Origin of the sequence: Thermosynechococcus sp. B3, assembly GCF_030323045.1 — a bacterium.
GTDB lineage: Bacteria > Cyanobacteriota > Cyanobacteriia > Thermosynechococcales > Thermosynechococcaceae > Thermosynechococcus.
On the sequence record NZ_CP097584.1, the window covers coordinates 2317242 to 2334270 of the forward strand.

18 protein-coding genes and 1 pseudogene are annotated in these 17029 nt (G+C 54.6%); 10 read left to right on the forward strand and 9 right to left on the reverse strand.

The features are described 5' to 3' along the window. The first annotated feature begins 321 nt into the window (after positions 1–321). Positions 322–972 (forward strand): bis(5'-nucleosyl)-tetraphosphatase (symmetrical) YqeK, encoded by a 651-nt coding sequence (gene yqeK / locus M0646_RS11440; protein WP_149820967.1) that lies wholly within the window; start codon positions 322–324, stop codon positions 970–972. A gap of 45 nt (positions 973–1017) precedes the next feature. Then, positions 1018–1863: an ABC transporter permease gene (locus M0646_RS11445; protein WP_149820969.1), complete on the forward strand. Its 846-nt coding sequence runs from the start codon at positions 1018–1020 to the stop codon at positions 1861–1863. On the opposite strand, the gene M0646_RS11450 is transcribed toward M0646_RS11445, so the two are convergent. Then, entirely contained in the window at positions 1860–3737 is a 1878-nt protein-coding gene (locus tag M0646_RS11450) for a caspase family protein (RefSeq protein ID WP_286649656.1), read from the reverse strand. The two genes, M0646_RS11445 and M0646_RS11450, sit on opposite strands and share 4 nt — an antisense overlap. A gap of 132 nt (positions 3738–3869) precedes the next feature. Then, the gene (gene phoU / locus M0646_RS11455; protein ID WP_190278084.1) at positions 3870–4508 is read right to left on the reverse strand and encodes a phosphate signaling complex protein PhoU; all 639 of its coding nucleotides are present in this window, start codon (positions 4506–4508) and stop codon (positions 3870–3872) included. Between the two features lie 298 nt (positions 4509–4806). Between phoU and M0646_RS11460 the strand changes: the two genes are divergently transcribed. Together M0646_RS11460 and M0646_RS11465 are read left to right on the forward strand one after the other, a co-directional pair. Continuing rightward, complete coding sequence (locus tag M0646_RS11460) at positions 4807–5106, forward strand: hypothetical protein (RefSeq protein WP_286625782.1); 300 nt, start codon at positions 4807–4809, stop codon at positions 5104–5106. A gap of 75 nt (positions 5107–5181) precedes the next feature. Further along, positions 5182–5631 carry a hypothetical protein gene (locus M0646_RS11465; RefSeq protein WP_286625783.1) on the forward strand — a complete coding sequence of 150 codons (450 nt, stop codon included), beginning with the start codon at positions 5182–5184 and terminating at the stop codon, positions 5629–5631. A gap of 151 nt (positions 5632–5782) precedes the next feature. Here the strand turns inward: M0646_RS11465 and M0646_RS11470 are convergent, their stop codons facing one another. Next, entirely contained in the window at positions 5783–6100 is a 318-nt protein-coding gene (locus M0646_RS11470) for a hypothetical protein (RefSeq protein WP_149820979.1), read from the reverse strand. Beyond that, positions 6100–6399 carry a nucleotidyltransferase domain-containing protein gene (locus M0646_RS11475; protein ID WP_286625784.1) on the reverse strand — a complete coding sequence of 100 codons (300 nt, stop codon included), beginning with the start codon at positions 6397–6399 and terminating at the stop codon, positions 6100–6102. Before M0646_RS11475 ends, M0646_RS11470 begins: the two co-directional genes overlap by 1 nt. Positions 6400–6551: 152 nt before the next feature. On the opposite strand from M0646_RS11475, the gene M0646_RS11480 reads away from it, so the two are divergent. Next, entirely contained in the window at positions 6552–7031 is a 480-nt protein-coding gene (locus M0646_RS11480) for a hypothetical protein (protein ID WP_286625785.1), read from the forward strand. A gap of 3 nt (positions 7032–7034) precedes the next feature. Here the strand turns inward: M0646_RS11480 and M0646_RS13170 are convergent. Next, positions 7035–7382: pseudogene (locus tag M0646_RS13170) on the reverse strand (hypothetical protein); the annotation flags it as partial. Positions 7383–7583: 201 nt separating this feature from the next. On the opposite strand from M0646_RS13170, the gene M0646_RS11490 reads away from it, so the two are divergent. Together M0646_RS11490 and M0646_RS11495 are read left to right on the forward strand one after the other, a co-directional pair. Beyond that, positions 7584–8267: a DUF4177 domain-containing protein gene (locus tag M0646_RS11490; protein ID WP_149820983.1), complete on the forward strand. Its 684-nt coding sequence runs from the start codon at positions 7584–7586 to the stop codon at positions 8265–8267. Positions 8268–8360: 93 nt separating this feature from the next. Then, the gene (locus tag M0646_RS11495; protein WP_286649658.1) at positions 8361–8732 is read left to right on the forward strand and encodes a hypothetical protein; all 372 of its coding nucleotides are present in this window, start codon (positions 8361–8363) and stop codon (positions 8730–8732) included. Here the strand turns inward: M0646_RS11495 and M0646_RS11500 are convergent. Continuing rightward, positions 8686–9387, reverse strand: coding sequence for a YggS family pyridoxal phosphate-dependent enzyme (locus M0646_RS11500; protein ID WP_149820987.1), 702 nt, complete (start codon positions 9385–9387; stop codon positions 8686–8688). The two genes, M0646_RS11495 and M0646_RS11500, sit on opposite strands and share 47 nt — an antisense overlap. Before the next feature lie 117 nt (positions 9388–9504). Here M0646_RS11500 and M0646_RS11505 point away from each other — a divergent pair, with 117 nt between their 5' ends. After that, the gene (locus tag M0646_RS11505) at positions 9505–10995 is read left to right on the forward strand and encodes a hypothetical protein (RefSeq protein WP_286649659.1); all 1491 of its coding nucleotides are present in this window, start codon (positions 9505–9507) and stop codon (positions 10993–10995) included. 2 nt (positions 10996–10997) lie between these two features. On the opposite strand, the gene M0646_RS11510 is transcribed toward M0646_RS11505, so the two are convergent. Beyond that, entirely contained in the window at positions 10998–12176 is a 1179-nt protein-coding gene (locus M0646_RS11510; protein WP_286649660.1) for a DNA double-strand break repair nuclease NurA, read from the reverse strand. 117 nt (positions 12177–12293) lie between these two features. Between M0646_RS11510 and M0646_RS11515 the strand changes: the two genes are divergently transcribed. Further along, complete coding sequence (locus tag M0646_RS11515) at positions 12294–13481, forward strand: 1-deoxy-D-xylulose-5-phosphate reductoisomerase (protein WP_286649661.1); 1188 nt, start codon at positions 12294–12296, stop codon at positions 13479–13481. 42 nt (positions 13482–13523) lie between these two features. Beyond that, on the forward strand, positions 13524–14732 hold the full coding sequence (locus tag M0646_RS11520) for a 4-hydroxy-3-methylbut-2-enyl diphosphate reductase (protein WP_286625794.1): 1209 nt from the start codon (positions 13524–13526) through the stop codon (positions 14730–14732). On the opposite strand, the gene rlmB is transcribed toward M0646_RS11520, so the two are convergent. Beyond that, positions 14729–15610 (reverse strand): 23S rRNA (guanosine(2251)-2'-O)-methyltransferase RlmB, encoded by an 882-nt coding sequence (gene rlmB, locus M0646_RS11525; RefSeq protein WP_286649662.1) that lies wholly within the window; start codon positions 15608–15610, stop codon positions 14729–14731. The two genes, M0646_RS11520 and rlmB, sit on opposite strands and share 4 nt — an antisense overlap. A gap of 28 nt (positions 15611–15638) precedes the next feature. Then, positions 15639–16949: an META domain-containing protein gene (locus M0646_RS11530; RefSeq protein WP_149820997.1), complete on the reverse strand. Its 1311-nt coding sequence runs from the start codon at positions 16947–16949 to the stop codon at positions 15639–15641. Positions 16950–17029 lie beyond the last annotated feature (80 nt).

The window sequence follows — 17029 nt, forward strand, 5'->3', positions numbered from 1 at the left end:
AGGGGGAAGGGTGATAGGGTGACCTGTTTTCAAGTCACAGCTCACAGGAATGTGCCCCCACCGCTAGTATGATTCAATAGCTTCCACAGGACGACTCCGTACTTTTACGATACTCTTTTTTCTTTGCCTCACCCTATCCGTGAAATTACGGAAGTTGGACAAAACGCTTACAGCCCTTTCCTAAAATATGGGATGCATAGGGACGAAGCTGATCCTGCTCGACAGTAGCTTTGACTGTTTTAAGGGTTTCCCAACCTTGTGAAAAGCGCCTTCGGTATGATACAAGGGTAGCACTTCATCATCCCTGCTGTGGCTTTGGCTATGACCCCGCTTGTGACAACTGATGCTAAAGATTCGCTGTGCGATCGCCAGCAGGTTTTGGCGTGGTTGACGGAGAATGTGCCTGCACCCCGACTCCAACATATCCTGCGGGTAGAAACGATGGCAGCGGAGCTAGCCCTACACCACGGTTTGGATGTGGATCGCGCTGCTTGGGCGGGGTTATTACACGATTTGGCAAAGTACTTTCCGCCGGAGCGGCTATTGAGCATGGCACGGGAGGCGGGGCTGCCGATTACGGAGGTGGATGAGGCGGATCCCCACCTGCTTCACGCGGATGTGAGTGCCCTTGTGGCGCGACAGCAATTTGGCATTACCGATGAACAGGTCTTAGCAGCCGTTGCCAACCATACCTTGGGTCAACCGGGAATGGATGCCTTGAGTTGTGTTGTGTTTCTCGCGGATAGCTTGGAGCCGGGGCGAGGCCAGACGGTGGAGCTAGAGGAATTGCGCAAGGTGGCTCACCAAAATTTACAGGAGGCGGTGTGGCGGGTGTGCGATCGCACGCTGTTGTGGTTGGTTGACCAGCACCGTTTAATTCACCCCCGCATGATCCTCACCCGCAACTGGGCAATGCAGGTGGCACCAGCAAAACCGAAAAAGAGCGAAAAGAAAGGCGCCGCCAAGGTTTAGAGGCCTTGCTACCCTAGAAAACGGGTTTGATCTCGGAGTTGCGTTATGACCACTGCTTCAGCAAGGGCTGTTCCCGGTATTTTCTCAGGTGAATTCATTCAGGAAACGCTCGCTTTGACCCGTCGCCTGTTTATCCAACTGCAACGGCGCCCTTCAACACTGGTGGCGGGGGTGGTACAACCCTTGATTTGGCTGATCCTCTTTGGGGCTCTCTTCCAGAATGTGCCGCAGGGTCTGTTTGGCGAGAGTACCAATTATGGTCAGTTTCTCTGTGCCGGTATTATTGTCTTTACCGCCTTTAGTGGCGCCCTCAATGCGGGGCTGCCGGTGATGTTTGACCGTGAGTTTGGCTTTTTGAATCGGCTGTTGGTGGCGCCATTGGCTTCGCGGTTTTCAATTGTGTTGGCCTCGGCTTTGTTCATCACAACCCTGAGTTTGATTCAGGTGGTGGCGATCGCCAGCCTAGGGGTGCTGCTAGGGACCGGGCTACCGAATTTAGCGGGCATTGGGGTTGTTTTGGCCACCGTACTAATCTTGGTTTTTGGTGTGACAGCCCTAAGTCTCGGACTCACCTTTGCCTTGCCCGGTCACATTGAACTGTTGGCGGTGATTTTTGTGATCAACCTGCCGTTACTCTTTGCCAGTACTGCCTTGGTGCCCCTGTCGTTTATGCCGCGCTGGTTGCAGTGGATTGCCAGCCTCAATCCCCTCAGTTTGGCGATTGAACCAATTCGCTATGTCTATTTACATCCTGACTGGCAGTTTAGTGATGTGGTCATGGTGGCGCCTTGGGGATCCCTAAGCTTGGGAGCAGCGCTGCTGATTCTTTTGGCGGTTGCCGTAGGGATGAGCCTACTCATTCAACCCCTGTTGCGGCGGCGCTTGGCCTAGACCACCCGCAGCGTGAAGCCTTGGGTACACCACTCCCGCACATCCAAGGAAAACTCATTCCCCTCCGGTTCACTGCTGAGATCCCCTAGCAGACCGAGAACCAAGGCAAGACTATCCTCACCAGAAATTAGCAATGGCTCTGAATGGCTAGGGTGGCTACTCAGTTGGCTAAAACGAGTCAGGGGGCGGGCGCTGCTGATGATAAAAACCTTCAGCCATTGGCAAGGGCGATTCAGCGTCCACGTATAAAGGGGAATATTCAAGCCCGGCGCAACCACCAACTGCCACGACTGCGTTTGCAGTGGCAGCAGGAGAATCCCCTGACTGCTATCCCAAGCAACGGCAACAATGTTGAGGGGGCGATCGCCATAGTTGTAGAGGCTCCAGCGGCAAGTATCCCCCTTGGCCAAGGTGAGGGGCGTGTCTAAGTTCGTGGCTGGCAGCTTGGTGCTCAGAACCTCCGGCAGGGGATTGGGGCTGCGGGGGGGGGATTGGCGGCTCAGGAGTTTTGCCGTTGGCGATAGTTGCTCAAGGGTTGTACACACAGCCACCTGACTAGAGGTGGGGTTCAAGGTCAGTGTCAGCCATTTTTGAGCCAGCAGGACATTCAGCAGGGGGTTCAAGCGACGGATGCTGGCTTTGGCGGCTTCATTGGTACCTGTGCAACTGTGTTGGAGCAACGTTCCCACCGGCCATTCCAATCCATAGCTACCCCCTGTGGCACTTCTAGTGAGAACCACATCTGGCAGCGATTCACTGCCGTTGAGCACAGCAACGTTCTCTTCGTTGGTCAGCGCATTGATGGCATCTACCCGCTCAATCTTGCTCAGCTTGGGGTCTAGTGCCACTTGTAGCTGCAGATTTTTCCCTAGGCGCCGTTGTTGCTCATAGAGGCGATCGCCCACTTGCAGGGGCTGACCACTTACCCCCTGAGCCATGATGCCATTAAAACTAACCATGTCAACGACCGTGGCACCATCGGCAGTGCTCCAACGACTGTGGGGATGACAATGGGCTAATAGCCAAGGACTGAGGCCGCCACACCAGATTTGAAGGGCGCGATCGTGACCGGTACTTTGCACCACACCATCAAAGCCGTGGGATAGGGGGACATTCCCCGGCAATCCATCGCTGACGAGATGAATTTCTGCCCCAGTTTGCCAGCGCAGTTCATCGGCGGTGTACATCAGGCTGGTCGCCAAGGGGCGATCGCCCCCCAAAGCCGCTAGATAATGGCTCAAACTAGCAGTAAAGAGTCCCATAGGAACGCCATTCAGGTGCGTTTCTACCCCCAAATCGACCCAGAGCAGATGATCCTTGGGAACTTGGCCTGTGCCACGGCTCTCTACAGGTTGCAACGGCACAAATCGCCAGCGCAACATCTCCCCCTCAATGGGTGGCGGGCTAAAGCGGGTGTCGAGCCATACCTGTACCCCTTTGGTACGCAGTAATTCAGCAAGCGGTAAGATGCCCTCACCTGCTGCTGTGGCATCGGCGAAAACCAGTGCTGGTTGTTGCTGCCAAAGCGTGCCGTAGCCACTAAAGTAAACTAACAGGGGCTGACCAGCGTGCTCCAGCACCCCTAGGGTTTCTTGAACCGCATCGAGGGTTGCCGCCTGTTCCGTCAGTAGCGTAATGTCACTGTCCGCTAGCCCCCAGCCATCTAGCAATAGGTTTTTCACTAGCTCAACATCCGTTAGACAACCGCCTAAAGGGGGCACACCCACCAACTGGGGATAGTGGTTAATGCCAATCAGGAGTGCTCGCCACGGACGAAGAGAGTCTGCCAAGGAGCCGCCTGCCGTTTGCCAAACCCACGGCATCAGTGTCAGTGCCGCAGCACCGTACAAAAAAGAACGACGGCTTAACCTCATGCCTTACCTCCCAACAGGCCCATCCTCAGATTCGAGCACAGGCACGACAACACTTATGAATTAGGACTAGTTCTATTCTCAAAGGTTGTGGACGCAATTCAGCGCACAGCGAGCATAAAACGTCAATTTTTCCTAGGGGTCTTCCCCCCGCACAATGAAGCAGACGCGCTGGCCAATGGTTACCGCATGATCACCAATGCGCTCTAGGTTGCGAATCAGCAGCAGGAGGATTAAGCGCAATTCCACTGGTTCTTGCGGATCCAAAGGGGTGCAGAGTCGCTCATAAAGACGTTGATAGTCGGCATCGACGGCATCATCGCAGTTGGCAAGGGCTAGCCCGACCTCAGGATCCAAATTAGCAATGGCGGATAGGGCTTCCGATAGTAACAGTTGCGATCGCTGGAACATCACGCGGATGTCCTCAAGGCAGGGTGGGGGTGGATAGCGCAGCAGCGTTTGACCCGCACGGCCAATTTCAAGGGCATAATCGCCGATCCGCTCTAGATCGCGGCAGAGGTGCGAGAGCATGACCAAAAATCGGAGATCCTCGGCCACAGGGGCTTGCAATGTCAGCAGGGCGATCGCCTCACGATTGAGTTCTTGGGCGCTGCGGTCAATGTCCCGCTCCCTTTGGATCAACTGCTCGACACTGAGGAGATGTCGCTCAATCAAGACACCATAGGCCAACTGACAGGCACTTTCCACCAGTGTCCCCAGTCGCAGCAAGTCACTGCGCAGACGTTGTAGTTGCCGTTCAAAATGGGTGGCCACGGCCTCAGACCAGCTCTTTGTAACATTAAGCCTAATAAAATCGCAACGAGTCCACCATTAGCGGTATCTTCAAATTGAATTGGTATTAATAAGTTCTTTATCGAAATAAATTCGGGATACATTCAGTGACGACACCACAGTGCTTTTCTCAAATACGGGGTACATCGAAGGAAATGGGAAGCTATCCTAGGCCAGCTTCTGCTGTGTTGAGCAGGTGCCATTATTGCGAAAAGAGCTGTAAAGTGAGGGCAAAAGACTGTGAGGCTTCTAAGTAAGCTAAATTAGGAGACCCCAATTCATGGAGGCGGGTTTACCGTCCCTGTTTCAAGTGTGTACGCCCCGTGCGGATGTCCGTCAAGGGCAGATCGTCGACTCAGATTTCGCGGCAGATTTAGCGCAGGTGATTCGCGGTCAAGCACCACCCGCCTATCAAGACCCACAGCAATTTTTTGCCCATACCCATCCCACGCGGGGATTGCGGCAATTACTCACCAGTGTTTGCCAGCGACTTCAGGGCAGCCATGAGCAGGTGGGAGCAATTTTTCGCCTTGATACCAGCTATGGCGGCGGGAAAACCCATGCCCTTATCGCCCTGTGACATATCCTAGGCAATCTTGCAAATGCTAGTCACCTCAATGAGTTTATTGATCCAGCCTTACTGCCTCGGCAAAAGGTGGGGGTTGCTGCCTTTGATGGTGAAAATGCGGATCCGCTCAACGGTCGCCAGTTGGCACCAGGCATTTTGGCACGCACTCCTTGGGGAGAAATTGCATGGGCGTTGGCGGGACAGGAGGGAAATGATGCCTTTGTGATTCTGGCCTATGTCTGTCAACTCCCTGAGACGAAAACAACCGTCTCGTGGCAGGGTAACTATCAGACAGTGGCGGGCAGTCACCTCGAATTTGAGTACGAGGGCGATCTCAATGATCTAGGACCTGTGAAGGACTTTTGGGCAGCACAGATGCGAGCAGCCAGTGAGAAAGAACTTCATGCCACCTACGCGATCGAGTTTTTCAAAGGATTAGAGTTGGCGGGCAATACCCCAGAGCAGGTCACAGAACGCCTCTGTCGCCAAGGGGTGGGGGCAGCCCATGTGCAGGCAAGTGCCTCAATTGCGACCTAGGAGGAATTCACGTCGCGTTTATGAGCAAACGGCGAGCAGTTGCAATCAATACCGGTACAAACCCATGAGCCGCCTCAAGCGCTGAAGCTAAAATTGCCGCATCTTCAACCTATTCATGCACCATTTGATTGCGCAGCTTACGCATATCTATCTAGGCTTGGGCATCGAGGATCAGACCCAGTTTTTCAGCCCGATCCAGATTCTGGGCAAACGTTGCCGTACGCTCGCCGTGCACAGCCAAATAGGTCGGCAATAGCTTATCGCCAACGGTATCTTGGAGACGACTAAAGCGGCAGACAAAAGCATCCACTCGCTCGGCTAAATCCTCATCCTCAGTCAATTGACGAGCACGCTCTGGTGTAAAAGGCTGGTCAAACAAACGCCGGTCAGTGGCTTCCAAGCGTAGAATTTCCCGCTCTACCAACTGGGAGAGATACTGCCAGCGGGCAGCAAGTCGCGAATCGAGCATCACAGAAGAATCCCCTCTTGACGGGCAACCTCGTGGATGGGCGAACGGAGGAGATTGGGTGCCGCTAAAACCACATCAACATTGCGTTCATCCAAAAAGCGGCTGATTCGGCCAGCAAGGCGGGCAGCCAGTAGAGCAGGCGATACCACTGGATAGGGCAGTTCCACGAGTAGATCGACATCGCCGCCCCGCAGATCATCGTAGATACGAGAACCAAAAAGGCGAACGGTGGCTTCTTCGCCCGCCAATTCGCTGACAATAGAGCGAATGCCAGTCACTTGTTCAGGTGTTAAGCGCATGCGATCGCCTGCTCATTCCTCTATTAAATTGATCTTAAGTCGAGACTGGGCCTAAGATTGCCGTTTGGGTAGTGCAGATTTTCATCAGTGGCCACGGGCAGCAGCTAAACTGCAAGAACTGAGCATTGATCCTGAGACCTTAGAGATGTAGCATGACCCCAACAACGACAGCGGCTCCCCTTCCCAGCCTAGAGTCTGCCCTTGGCCAGCCGAATTATCAACTGCGGGTGACCTATAGCCGTGCCAGTGATCTGCACATGGAGGTGTGGCAACTACCTGCGGTGGCAACGCCCGATCTGGTGAAGCCCTTGCGTTTGGGGGGCTTAGGAGGACGACATCTTGCCCTCATTGAAGAGCGGGTGCTACGGCAATTGGCGCGATCGCGCGTGAAGCTGGGGAAAGTACTGCCCCATGAACCTCAGGTGTATTCCCTGACAGAAGAGGTGGCACTACGGCTAGGGTTAATTTTTCGGGTGTTGGCGCCGATGCGCAGTCGCGACAAAATGATGGCCTGTGTGATGGGGATTGAGGAAATGGGACAGGAGGAAGCGGCCTATTGGTTGGGCATGGCACTGCATCACCAGAATCCTCGGCGGGTCTTGGCAGCACTACGATTGTTGTTGCAGGAATAAAAATTAATTTGGCTCCAAAATCTTAACAAGAATCCGCATCAAAGTCTCAAGATCGTCGTCGGGAACGCGGTACAGGGTTAGGCTTTGTTGAATTTGCTTTTGCGCTCGATGCAGGAGGCCAAATTGCCAAATATCCCCGGTGGAAACTGCCCCTTGCAGGATGGGCTGCGGACTCTCTGTCTATTGGTCGAGGGCAATCAGTTCAACGGCCAGTTGGGTAAAGCCTTTGGCAAGGTCAGCATTTTGGGCTTCAACCACCAGCAGCTTGCCGACAGCGTAAAGGTAGTAGTCGAGGGAGCCTTTAAGCTGGTCACTGACGGTGAGGGGATACTCGATGCGCAGTTGAGCGTAGTTATCGAAAGGTATAGGACTGTGCGGGCTAGAAAATAGCAGGTCTAGTCATCTTGCAGTCTGTTGCTTGGTTCCTGCGGCATCGCTCTTTTAGTGTAGCTTTTGGCTTTGACTGGACGGAGAAAAAAGGCGTAGCGGTGCATATTGCATCCTTACTCCAATGGATAAAACTTAGGCAAAGATATTGTGGGATGAGCAGTGATGAAAACGAATCTTGAGGCTATCAAGCAAGCGATCCAAGGCGCGATCGCCAGTGAAGCAGTGACGGTTGAAGTTTCACAAACAGGCTCTCAACTCACAGTGATTTTCAATCGCCCTAGGGACAAAACAGTGGACTTTACGGCTCTAGCGGATCAAACTGTGGATATCCTAAATCGGCAACCCTTGGGACGGATCAACTTCGTGAAATTTTATGGGCGCAAAACTGGGGGAACCCCTGAATGGGAATATGCCGAACCGCTATCCCCCCCACCCCCGCAAGCGGTTATTCAGGAAACACTGCAAACAGGTCTCTCGGAATTTGGGCAGCGGTTTCAGTTCTATAATCAAACCATTACGGCGACATCAGCCCTTGCGATCTTCCTCATGCTGTTGCTAGGGGGACTTTTCCCGAATAGCAAGTGGGAGTACAAGACAGTATATGTTACGGCAAAAACAGTATCTTTAGGTGCGTACCCAAAATTTTCCGCAAAAGAAGTTTCCCTGATGGAGTTGGAGAGTGAGGTAGAAAAGCTGGGTAAGCAGGGTTGGGAGCTAGTGGATTCTTTTGTGGAGGATGAAACGGTGCATCCCAATTTTGGCAACGAGGAATACGTAACAGGTTTGCAGCCCAATGTGCGCCCCAATAGGGTGGTGTTGCTTTTTAAGCGGAAGACGTGGTTTTAGATAGGGTTCAAGCAATGACAGGGTGGCAGGGGCGATCGCGCCGTGCCCGCGTGCTGAGTGTGCCGGCTGCCCTAGAGGAAAAGTTACTGCCCTTTGCCCCTGCAAGCCCGCCGCCTGCGGGAAACCCCAACGCTCTATACCCCTCAAGTCGCAAAAGCTGCCCCCACCCCTGAACCAGTTCTGACCTGTTCGCCCCGTGCTTTGGTTTGGCATTATCTGTATGATGCGCCGCGTCATTCCCCAGCGGGCGATCGCGTGGATGTGGCCTACCTTGCCTCCGGCCTACCCCAAGCGGTGCGGGTCACCACTGATCCTGAGTACTACGATCAGCACTGCGATAGCGTTGAACTTTGGTCGCCGGGCAGTCCCCTCTTTCCGCCACCGGTGATGATTCCCGAACCAACCCCTTCCAAGGGCATTACTCGTGGTGAATTTCTAGCGTTGCTTGGCGATCGCCAAAAATAGCCGTGCCAATGCGCACCATGGTTGCCCCAGCTTGCACCGCAAGGGGATAGTCCTGCGTCATACCCATGGAATACTCCTGCCACTGCAGCTGCTGCCACGGTTTTGTACGCAGTTCCTCGCCCCAAGCCCGCAATTCCTGAAAGACTTGCAATTGCTCTGCGGGGGGCAACCCCAAGGGCAGAATCGTCATCAGGCCACAGCAGCGCAGATGGGAGAGGGCATCGAGTTGGGGAAGGGCTGCTTCCAGTTCGGATCTTTCCCAGCCGTGTTTTTGGGGGTCGGGGCGGAGCTTCACCTGCAGTAGACAGTGGGGACTGGGGGCGTCGGTTTCCCTGAGAATGGCATTGATGCGCTCAGCTAATTTCCAGCGGTCAACGGTGTGAATCCAGTCAAAGAGTTGCAGCGCCTGCCGCACTTTATTGGTTTGCAGATGGCCAATGAGATGCCAGGTAATATCCGTGAGGTCAGCCAATTCAGTGCGTTTACTGGCCGCTTCCTGGACGCGACTTTCGCCAAAATCCCGAATGCCGGCCTCGTAGGCAGCCCGAATCGCGGCCGCTGGCATAAACTTACTCACGGCAATGAGGCGGACATGGGGGGGAAGTGTTGATTTGAGGTGGGTGGCGCGATCGCGAATTTCAGCAGCGGATAACACAGGCAATTTGCGGGCAAGGATGCTTTTTGATCCTAAAACCCTGTTGCAAAAAGTGAAACCATGGCAGGATTTTGAGTTTCCTTGACTAGGCTAGAGGGTAGGATTCAGAACGCTGCTATGGCTGTGCCCCTCAAACTCTCCCTTGGCCTCATTGGTTTACTCGCTCTCGGTACCCTTTTAGCGGGGAAGTTGCTCTCCCCAGGAGAAAACTTTATGTCCTCTGCCCAAGGTCAGCCCAATTGGGGAATTGAGTCAAACCCCTCGCCACTCCCTAAACCTGAACCGCCACCGCGCGTTTCTGTGGCTGACTACGATCGCTACCGCCAAGTCATTGAGCGCACCCGCAGCATGATCCACAACTCAGAAGCGCGGCGGCTTGCCGAGCAATATGGCTTGAACATTCTTGACATCACATGGGAGGACACCGCTCGCTACCACAACTCTGCCGTCGGCCCTAATATCAGTGACATGACGATTCAAATTCAGCAGTACAACCCACGCACCAAGGGTTATGAACTGAGTCTGATGCCCGTGATTCGCTTTCCCAATTTTAGCGATCGCACAGCGGATATTCCCCTCGAACGCTTCTTTATCTTGGTGGGCAATGAAAAGGGCAAGCCGCTTCAACGGGTCAACCTCAAGGAATTTCTCGGTAACTTCCGCAAGTATCTCCACAATCCCCGCTCCTGGGCAGGGAATCGTCGCTCCCTTTTGGCCGATCGCGATAGCCATGTGCTGGTGAGTGCCCAAGCCTGTTTCCTACCCATTCCACCCCAAGGGGAAGCCACCTTTAACCCTGTGCTGTTTAATTACCAGAGCTACGAAAAAAATCCAGCGGTTTTAGCAATTCTCGTCACTCGCCAAGGTACCAGCGCCACCGTTATTGACAACAAGCGGGATGCCTTTGAAGCGGGGCAGACGTGGGGGCAGCGACTGTTTTTCAATAAGAATGGCGAACGGGCGAGCCTAGTGGGACAACGCGCCAGTGATTTTGGGGTGAGAACTGGTGGTGGTGAGATTACCTCTGCCCAAGCGGAAGCGGCGGGGATGAATATGGTGATGCTGATCCAAGTGCCCCTGAAGCAAGCCCCTCGGCCCCGATCGGTTATGCCCCCTTTCTCGATGCCCGCCCCCGCCCTCATGGAGGCAGCACCTAGCGCTGGTCGTTCCAATGTGGAGGCGGCAGTCATTAGTTATGGCAAGGTGGAAGGCCCCTTCACTGAAATTGATAACCTGCCGATCGAGCGGGATCCCCGCTTCCCCATCCGCGTCACGGTGCAATTTTATAAAGCCACCGATAATGGCGTTGTTGCTGCCGAGGATATGCGCCACATCAAGGATCAAATTGCCAAGGTCTATAGCAATGCCGATTATGTCGGCAGCCTCGTCATTGATGGTGACACTGGGCGCCCCACGGAATACACAGGCAGCAAGCAGCAACCCCCCGGCTGGTGGGACGACTTCTGGCAACGGCACCAACAAAATACTGGTCAAACCCGTGAGGAAGCCCTAGAAATGTTGCGGCGATTGCGGGGCAAAGACTGGATGCCGAGGTCGCAAGGGGAATTGGAACAGGCACTGAAGGCGCTGCAAAATTCGTCCCAATAGAGCTAACGCCGCTGCTGCTTACTTACCCATTTGCGACTAAAGCGCAGTTCCATGCCGACGCCCTCTGCCCAGACTTGCAATTGCTTGAGGAAGGCTTGGCGATCGCTCCCTTGGAGAACGGCCAATTGATCCGCCGCTTCGAGGGCGTAGGGGTACCCTTGACCCGTAATCAGTTCACCGCAGAGCCAGCGAATCACCTGATCCAGTAAGCCCGCTTCGTAGAGCCACAGGGGGAGTTCGAGGCGCACAGGATAGCCCTGATGGGCCTTGAGGTAGCAAAAGCCAATGTTCTTAGCCCAAGGGCCATACCGTTCGAGGATGCCCCCGCGATCGCAGATAAACACAGGGGAGCGATCGCCCCATTGGGTCAACACCGTGCTCAACAGTTGGGCATCCGAGAGGTGGGGACTCGGCGCCAGCTGCTCCAGATGTCCTAAAAGAGTCACCAAATCCCGTGCCTGAGAGCTATCAATATAGGCCACCAAGGGAATCTGGTGTTGCCGGCTCGCGGCAAGGGTTTGGCACAGTGCCGCCACATATCGCCTCTGCCACTCGGGGGCATAGGACTCGGCAAACGTGGCCACAAAGGAGCCATCAAACAATAGTAATGCGGGTGCGGTTACCTCGGCCATGCGCTCCCGTAGGGTTTTTAATTCCAGTTCAAAGCGGCGCAGATGGATATAGCGTTCGTGGAAGCGATAAATTTGCGGCTGTCGCAACTGTTCTTCCGCTTGGCGCAGTTCCGCTGGTGTAATTAGTTCAAGGACAATTTCCTTGGCGTAGGGGCGATCGCGCCGATGGGGATTGAGAAACCACCCCGCCTGTACCACACCCACGGGCAAAAATAGCTCTTCACTGGGCACAATCTGGGAACCATCCACCGCCACAGTGGTGACATCCATGAGTTGAGTCATTGCCCACTCCTGCGCCGCCTGACGATGGGGCCACTGGATCTCCAAGGGAATGCGCCACCCCTGATGCCACGGTTCAATGGGACGTGCCCCCCAATCTGGGATCTGGGGATCAATGGCAGCGGTGATGTCGGCAATGGTTTGTTGCTGCCATGTCTTGAGAGCCTGTTGATAGGCCTGTCGCACCTGAGCTAGGGCGGTGTCATAGCTGAGAAATTCGGCCTTTTTATGATTTAGTTGCTGCACCAGTTGGGAAAGGGGTAACACCATGACTGGGAAAGACTAGAGAAACGCCTGTTGCTATTCTCAACGGAATAGGTATGGGTTTGCCTTGTGTCCCCTCCTGCGGTAGATATTAAGGTGTCCACTGACCCTCCCCCAAAAACTGTGAAGGCACTCACTCTCCTTGGCTCCACTGGCTCCATTGGTACCCAAACCCTTGACATTGTTGCCCAATATCCCGATCGCTTTCGTGTCGTTGGCCTTGCGGCGGGTCGTAACTTGGAGCGACTGATTCCGCAAATTCGCCAATTTCAGCCGGAGATTGTCAGTATTGCCGATGCCAAGCAACTGCCAGAGTTAGAGGCGGCACTGGCCGATCTGCCCCAAAAACCGCAACTGGTGGCGGGGGAATCCGGTATTGCGACGGTAGCGGCCTATGGGGATGCCGATGTTGTGGTCACCGGCATTGTTGGTTGTGCCGGTCTGGTGCCGACGATCGCCGCCATTAAAGCGGGTAAAGATATTGCCTTGGCCAATAAGGAAACGCTGATTGCCGGTGGACCCGTGGTTTTGCCGCTGCTTCAGGAGTACGGTGTCAAGCTCTTGCCCGCTGATTCTGAGCACTCGGCGATTTTTCAGTGTTTGCAAGGGGTGCCCGAGGGAGGACTGCGGAAAATTATTCTCACTGCTTCCGGAGGCGCTTTTCGTGATTGGCCGGTGGAGAAACTCTCGCAAGTGACGGTGGCCGATGCCCTCAAACACCCCAACTGGTCAATGGGACCCAAAATTACTGTGGACTCGGCAACCCTGATGAATAAAGGCCTAGAGGTGATTGAAGCCCACTACCTCTTTGGCATGGACTACGACAATATCGAGATTGTGATCCATCCCCAAAGCATTATCCACTCGCTGATTGAGTTGCAGGATACCTCCGTGCTGGCGCAGTTGGGCTGGCCAGATATGCGGTTGCCGCTGTTGTATGCCCTCTCGTGGCCAGAGCGAATTCCCACCAACTGGTCATCACTGGACTTGGTAAAGGCAGGAGATTTAACCTTTCGATCGCCGGATCACCAAAAGTATCCCTGTATGGGGCTGGCCTATGCTGCGGGTCGCGCTGGTGGGGCAATGCCAGCGGTGCTGAACGCTGCCAATGAACAGGCGGTGGCGCTCTTTATTGCCGAGGCGATTTCGTTCCTTGAGATTCCCCGTCTGATTGAGATGACCTGCGATCGCTACTCTGCCCAAAACATTAACAACCCTACCCTAGAGGACATTTTGGCCGCCGATCGCTGGGCGCGAGAAACGGTACAGGAGTTGGCACAACGGGGAGTTAGCCCCATGGTTGCGCTATAGAGTGTGTCAAAATACCATACAGATTGCTTCAGAGGAAAGCCAATGGATACCCGCGCATTCAAGCGATCGCTACATAGTTCCGAAAACTACCACCGCAAAGGCTTTGGCCACGGCGAGGAGGTGAACCAGCAGCTGCAAGGGGAGTATCAAAGTTCGCTGATTCAGCAAATCCGCGCCAATGGCTATCGCTGGCAGGAGGGGGATGTAACGATTCGCTTGGCGGAGGCCTTTGGCTTTTGTTGGGGGGTAGAACGTGCCGTTGCCTTGGCCTATGAAACCCGCACCCACTTTCCCACGGAGCGCATCTGGATCACGAATGAAATTATCCATAATCCCTCGGTGAATGAGCGCCTGCGGCAAATGGCCGTGGAATTTATTCCGGTGGTCAATGGGGCAAAGGACTTTAGTGAGGTGCGCCAAGGGGATGTGGTGATTTTGCCCGCTTTTGGTGCCAGTGTCCAAGAAATGCAACTGCTGAATGAGCGGGGCTGCACGATTGTCGATACCACTTGCCCGTGGGTCTCGAAAGTGTGGCACAGTGTTGAAAAGCACAAAAAGGTGAGCTTCACCTCGATCATTCACGGTAAGTACAACCACGAAGAAACGATCGCCACCAGTTCCTTTGCGGGCACCTATTTGATTGTCCTCAACCTCGAAGAAGCCCGCTATGTCTGCGATTACATCCTCAAGGGAGGCGATCGCGAGGCCTTCATGGCCAAATTTGCCAAGGCCTGTTCTGCGGGCTTTGACCCCGATCGCGATCTGGTGCGGGTCGGCATTGCCAATCAAACAACGATGCTCAAGGGGGAAACCGAACAAATTGGCAAACTCTTTGAACGCACGATGATCCAAAAGTATGGTCCCGATCGCCTCAATGAGCACTTCATGAGCTTCAACACGATTTGCGATGCCACCCAAGAACGCCAAGATGCAATGCTGAACTTGGTCAAGGAACCCTTAGATCTGATGGTGGTGATCGGTGGCTACAACTCATCAAATACCACCCATCTCCAAGAAATTGCCATTGAACATGGGATTCCTTCCTACCACATTGATTCTGCCGATCGCATTGGGCCGGGGAATCGCATTGAACACAAACCGCTGCATCACGCTCTCACTGTTACCGAGAACTGGCTGCCCGATCGCCCAATCACCATTGGCATTACGTCCGGTGCCTCCACTCCCGATAAGGTGGTCGAGGCGGTTCTCAATAAAATTTTTGCCCTGCGGTCTGTGGTAGCGGTTTCCTAGGCCTCTAATGCTTGGGTCAAATCCCAAGCGGGCGATCGCTGACAACTGATCTCGTAGAGGGCAATGCCCACCGCCACTGAGGCATTTAGGCTATTGGTGCGCCCCGCCAAGGGAATGGCGACAATTTCATCGCAGTGCTTTTGCGTTTGCAGGCTAATTCCTTCCCCTTCACTACCAACCACAAAGACCGTGGGGCGCTCGAAGGTAATTTTCGGTAGGGGCACCGCGCCACGTTCCGAGAGGCCATAGATCCAGTAGCCGGCTTCTTTAAGGGTTTCAAGGGCTTGGTTGAGGTTAATCACCCGTGCCACCGGCAAATACTCTAGGGCGCCGGCGGCGGCTTTGGCCACTGTTGCAGTAATGCCCACGGCTCGCCGTTGAGGAATAATCACCCCTTGCATGCCCAGGGCTTCCGCAGTGCGGATCATGGCACCAAGATTTTGCGGATCCGTAATACCATCGGCAGCCAAGAGTACTGGTTGATTCACGGTTGCGGCCTTGGCCAAGAGATCCTCAAGGGACCAGTAGTGATAGGCAGCCACCTGAAGGGCGATCCCCTGATGGCGCCCCCCCTGGCACAGTTGATCGAGGCGTTCGGGGGTCACGGTATCAATAATCGCCCCCTGCTGTTTAGCTTCATTCAAGCGTTGATGAAAACGTGGATCGTAGCGCAGCGAGGGAATCACCCAAATACGGTTGCAGGGGCGGCCACTTTCAAGGGCTGAGAGCACGGCATGGCGGCCATAGAGGAGTTCGGGGGCATCCTCGGCAGTTGGGGGTGCTTTCCGAATTGGTTGAGCTGGGGTGCGTCGCTGGGGGCGAGGAGGGCGGGTCGCGATCGGTCGGTTTTTTTTGCGGGGACGAGGTTTCTCAGTCATGAAAAGTCACTAAGATTGCAGATCTTCCCTAGGGTGTTCGCTGGAACATCGCAAGGGGGCGATCGCCATCATAGAACGTCAATGTATTTCCCTCAATGCGGTAGCGGTTCGTTTGCTCAAGGGTCTGTAAAAACGACATCTCCATCCTTTGTGCCCGTTGGCCAATACAGGCGCGCCGCGTTGTCGCCACTGCCGAAAACCGCAATTGCTGGCCATTGACGCTGTAACCACCGTTAAAGTTATTGCAGCCACTAAAGCCCGTTGCTCGCTGGGCATTGCTATCAAACTCAATAAACGCCGTATTCATGGGATTGCGCGGTGGCATCGGCATATTGGCTAGGCGCTGCAGTTGCCAGCGGCCACTGAGGGGACTTTCCGTCGCACCCGCTTCAAAGGTCAATAGCAGGCGATTGCCCTCAAAGAGTTGCAGCGTATTTCCTTGAACGCGGTAGCGATTGGTGCGACTTAGCCCCTGTAGCATCTGGGTTTCCACACTCTGAAGGGGTTCTTGGCCGCAGAGGCGTTGGGTGGTGGCTAAGGGGGCAAAAAGCAGACGCGGGCCGTTGGCGGTGTAGCCACCATTAAAGCTATTACAGCCCGTAAAACCATTGGCACGGCGGTTAGCACTATCAAACTCAATAAAGGCGGTATCCACTGGCACGGCTTGATTGCCAATGCGTCTGAGACGCCAGCGTTGACCGCTGAGGCTCAGTTCTGGGGGTTGGGAGGGAGGGTTATTTGCTGTTGCTTGTGTGGAAACCGCCACAGGCACCAAGCGCGGCAGGGGTAGGAGTCCCCCTGCGAGGCGATAGGTGACAGTACTGATGCGACTGGGGCAACAGAGGGGATCATTGGGCGTGTAGCGGGCAAAGTCTGCGGTGAAGGTGCCATCGTTTTGGAACTTGACCTCGCCTAGGAATGAGCCATCAGCGCGGGAATCCATGAGATTCGGCGATAGCGTTCCCAAGTAACGTCCTCCGGAAAAAACAAAGGCCTGATACCCCATCGGGCGACACATGCCATCAAAGCGACTATTGCCAAGAATAATTTCCACATTCTGATGGCGAATCGGGGTGCCCACGAGATACCAGCCTCGCTGTTGGATCAGGCGATCGGCCATGGATTGGGGAGAACGTAGGGTGCTGCGACAGCGGTTCAACTCACTGGGATCAGGATTGCCCCGTGGGGGAATATCTAGGATAGGAAGGTTGGGATTCCAGTTGCGCGGCGGTTGATCGAGCCAAGACTGAGGGGCGGCGAAACTCAGGGGGGCGATCGCCAGCGTTGTGGTGACTGTGTAGAGCGTTGCCAAGCCAACCGCAGTGGGAAACTGAATCATGGTGATGAAAGACCAAGCTCTATGGGGGTATCTCTAGGGACGTACAGAGAGTATAGGGGTTCCCTATCGATTCCCTCGCA

Bases quoted from the DNA above. Each gene is read 5' to 3' on its own strand.
- M0646_RS11470 (WP_149820979.1), bottom strand. From the start codon at position 6,100: ATGCTCGATTCGCGACTTGCTGCCCGCTGGCAGTATCTCTCCCAGTTG.
- M0646_RS11450 (WP_286649656.1), bottom strand. From the start codon at position 3,737: ATGAGGTTAAGCCGTCGTTCTTTTTTGTACGGTGCTGCGGCACTGACA.
- M0646_RS11475 (WP_286625784.1), bottom strand. From the start codon at position 6,399: ATGCGCTTAACACCTGAACAAGTGACTGGCATTCGCTCTATTGTCAGC.
- M0646_RS11460 (WP_286625782.1), top strand. From the start codon at position 4,807: ATGGAGGCGGGTTTACCGTCCCTGTTTCAAGTGTGTACGCCCCGTGCG.
- M0646_RS11490 (WP_149820983.1), top strand. From the start codon at position 7,584: ATGAAAACGAATCTTGAGGCTATCAAGCAAGCGATCCAAGGCGCGATC.
- M0646_RS11510 (WP_286649660.1), bottom strand. From the start codon at position 12,176: ATGGTGTTACCCCTTTCCCAACTGGTGCAGCAACTAAATCATAAAAAG.
- M0646_RS11520 (WP_286625794.1), top strand. From the start codon at position 13,524: ATGGATACCCGCGCATTCAAGCGATCGCTACATAGTTCCGAAAACTAC.
- M0646_RS11530 (WP_149820997.1), bottom strand. From the start codon at position 16,949: ATGATTCAGTTTCCCACTGCGGTTGGCTTGGCAACGCTCTACACAGTC.
- M0646_RS11480 (WP_286625785.1), top strand. From the start codon at position 6,552: ATGACCCCAACAACGACAGCGGCTCCCCTTCCCAGCCTAGAGTCTGCC.
- rlmB (WP_286649662.1), bottom strand. From the start codon at position 15,610: ATGACTGAGAAACCTCGTCCCCGCAAAAAAAACCGACCGATCGCGACC.
- M0646_RS11505 (WP_286649659.1), top strand. From the start codon at position 9,505: ATGGCTGTGCCCCTCAAACTCTCCCTTGGCCTCATTGGTTTACTCGCT.
- M0646_RS11445 (WP_149820969.1), top strand. From the start codon at position 1,018: ATGACCACTGCTTCAGCAAGGGCTGTTCCCGGTATTTTCTCAGGTGAA.
- yqeK (WP_149820967.1), top strand. From the start codon at position 322: ATGACCCCGCTTGTGACAACTGATGCTAAAGATTCGCTGTGCGATCGC.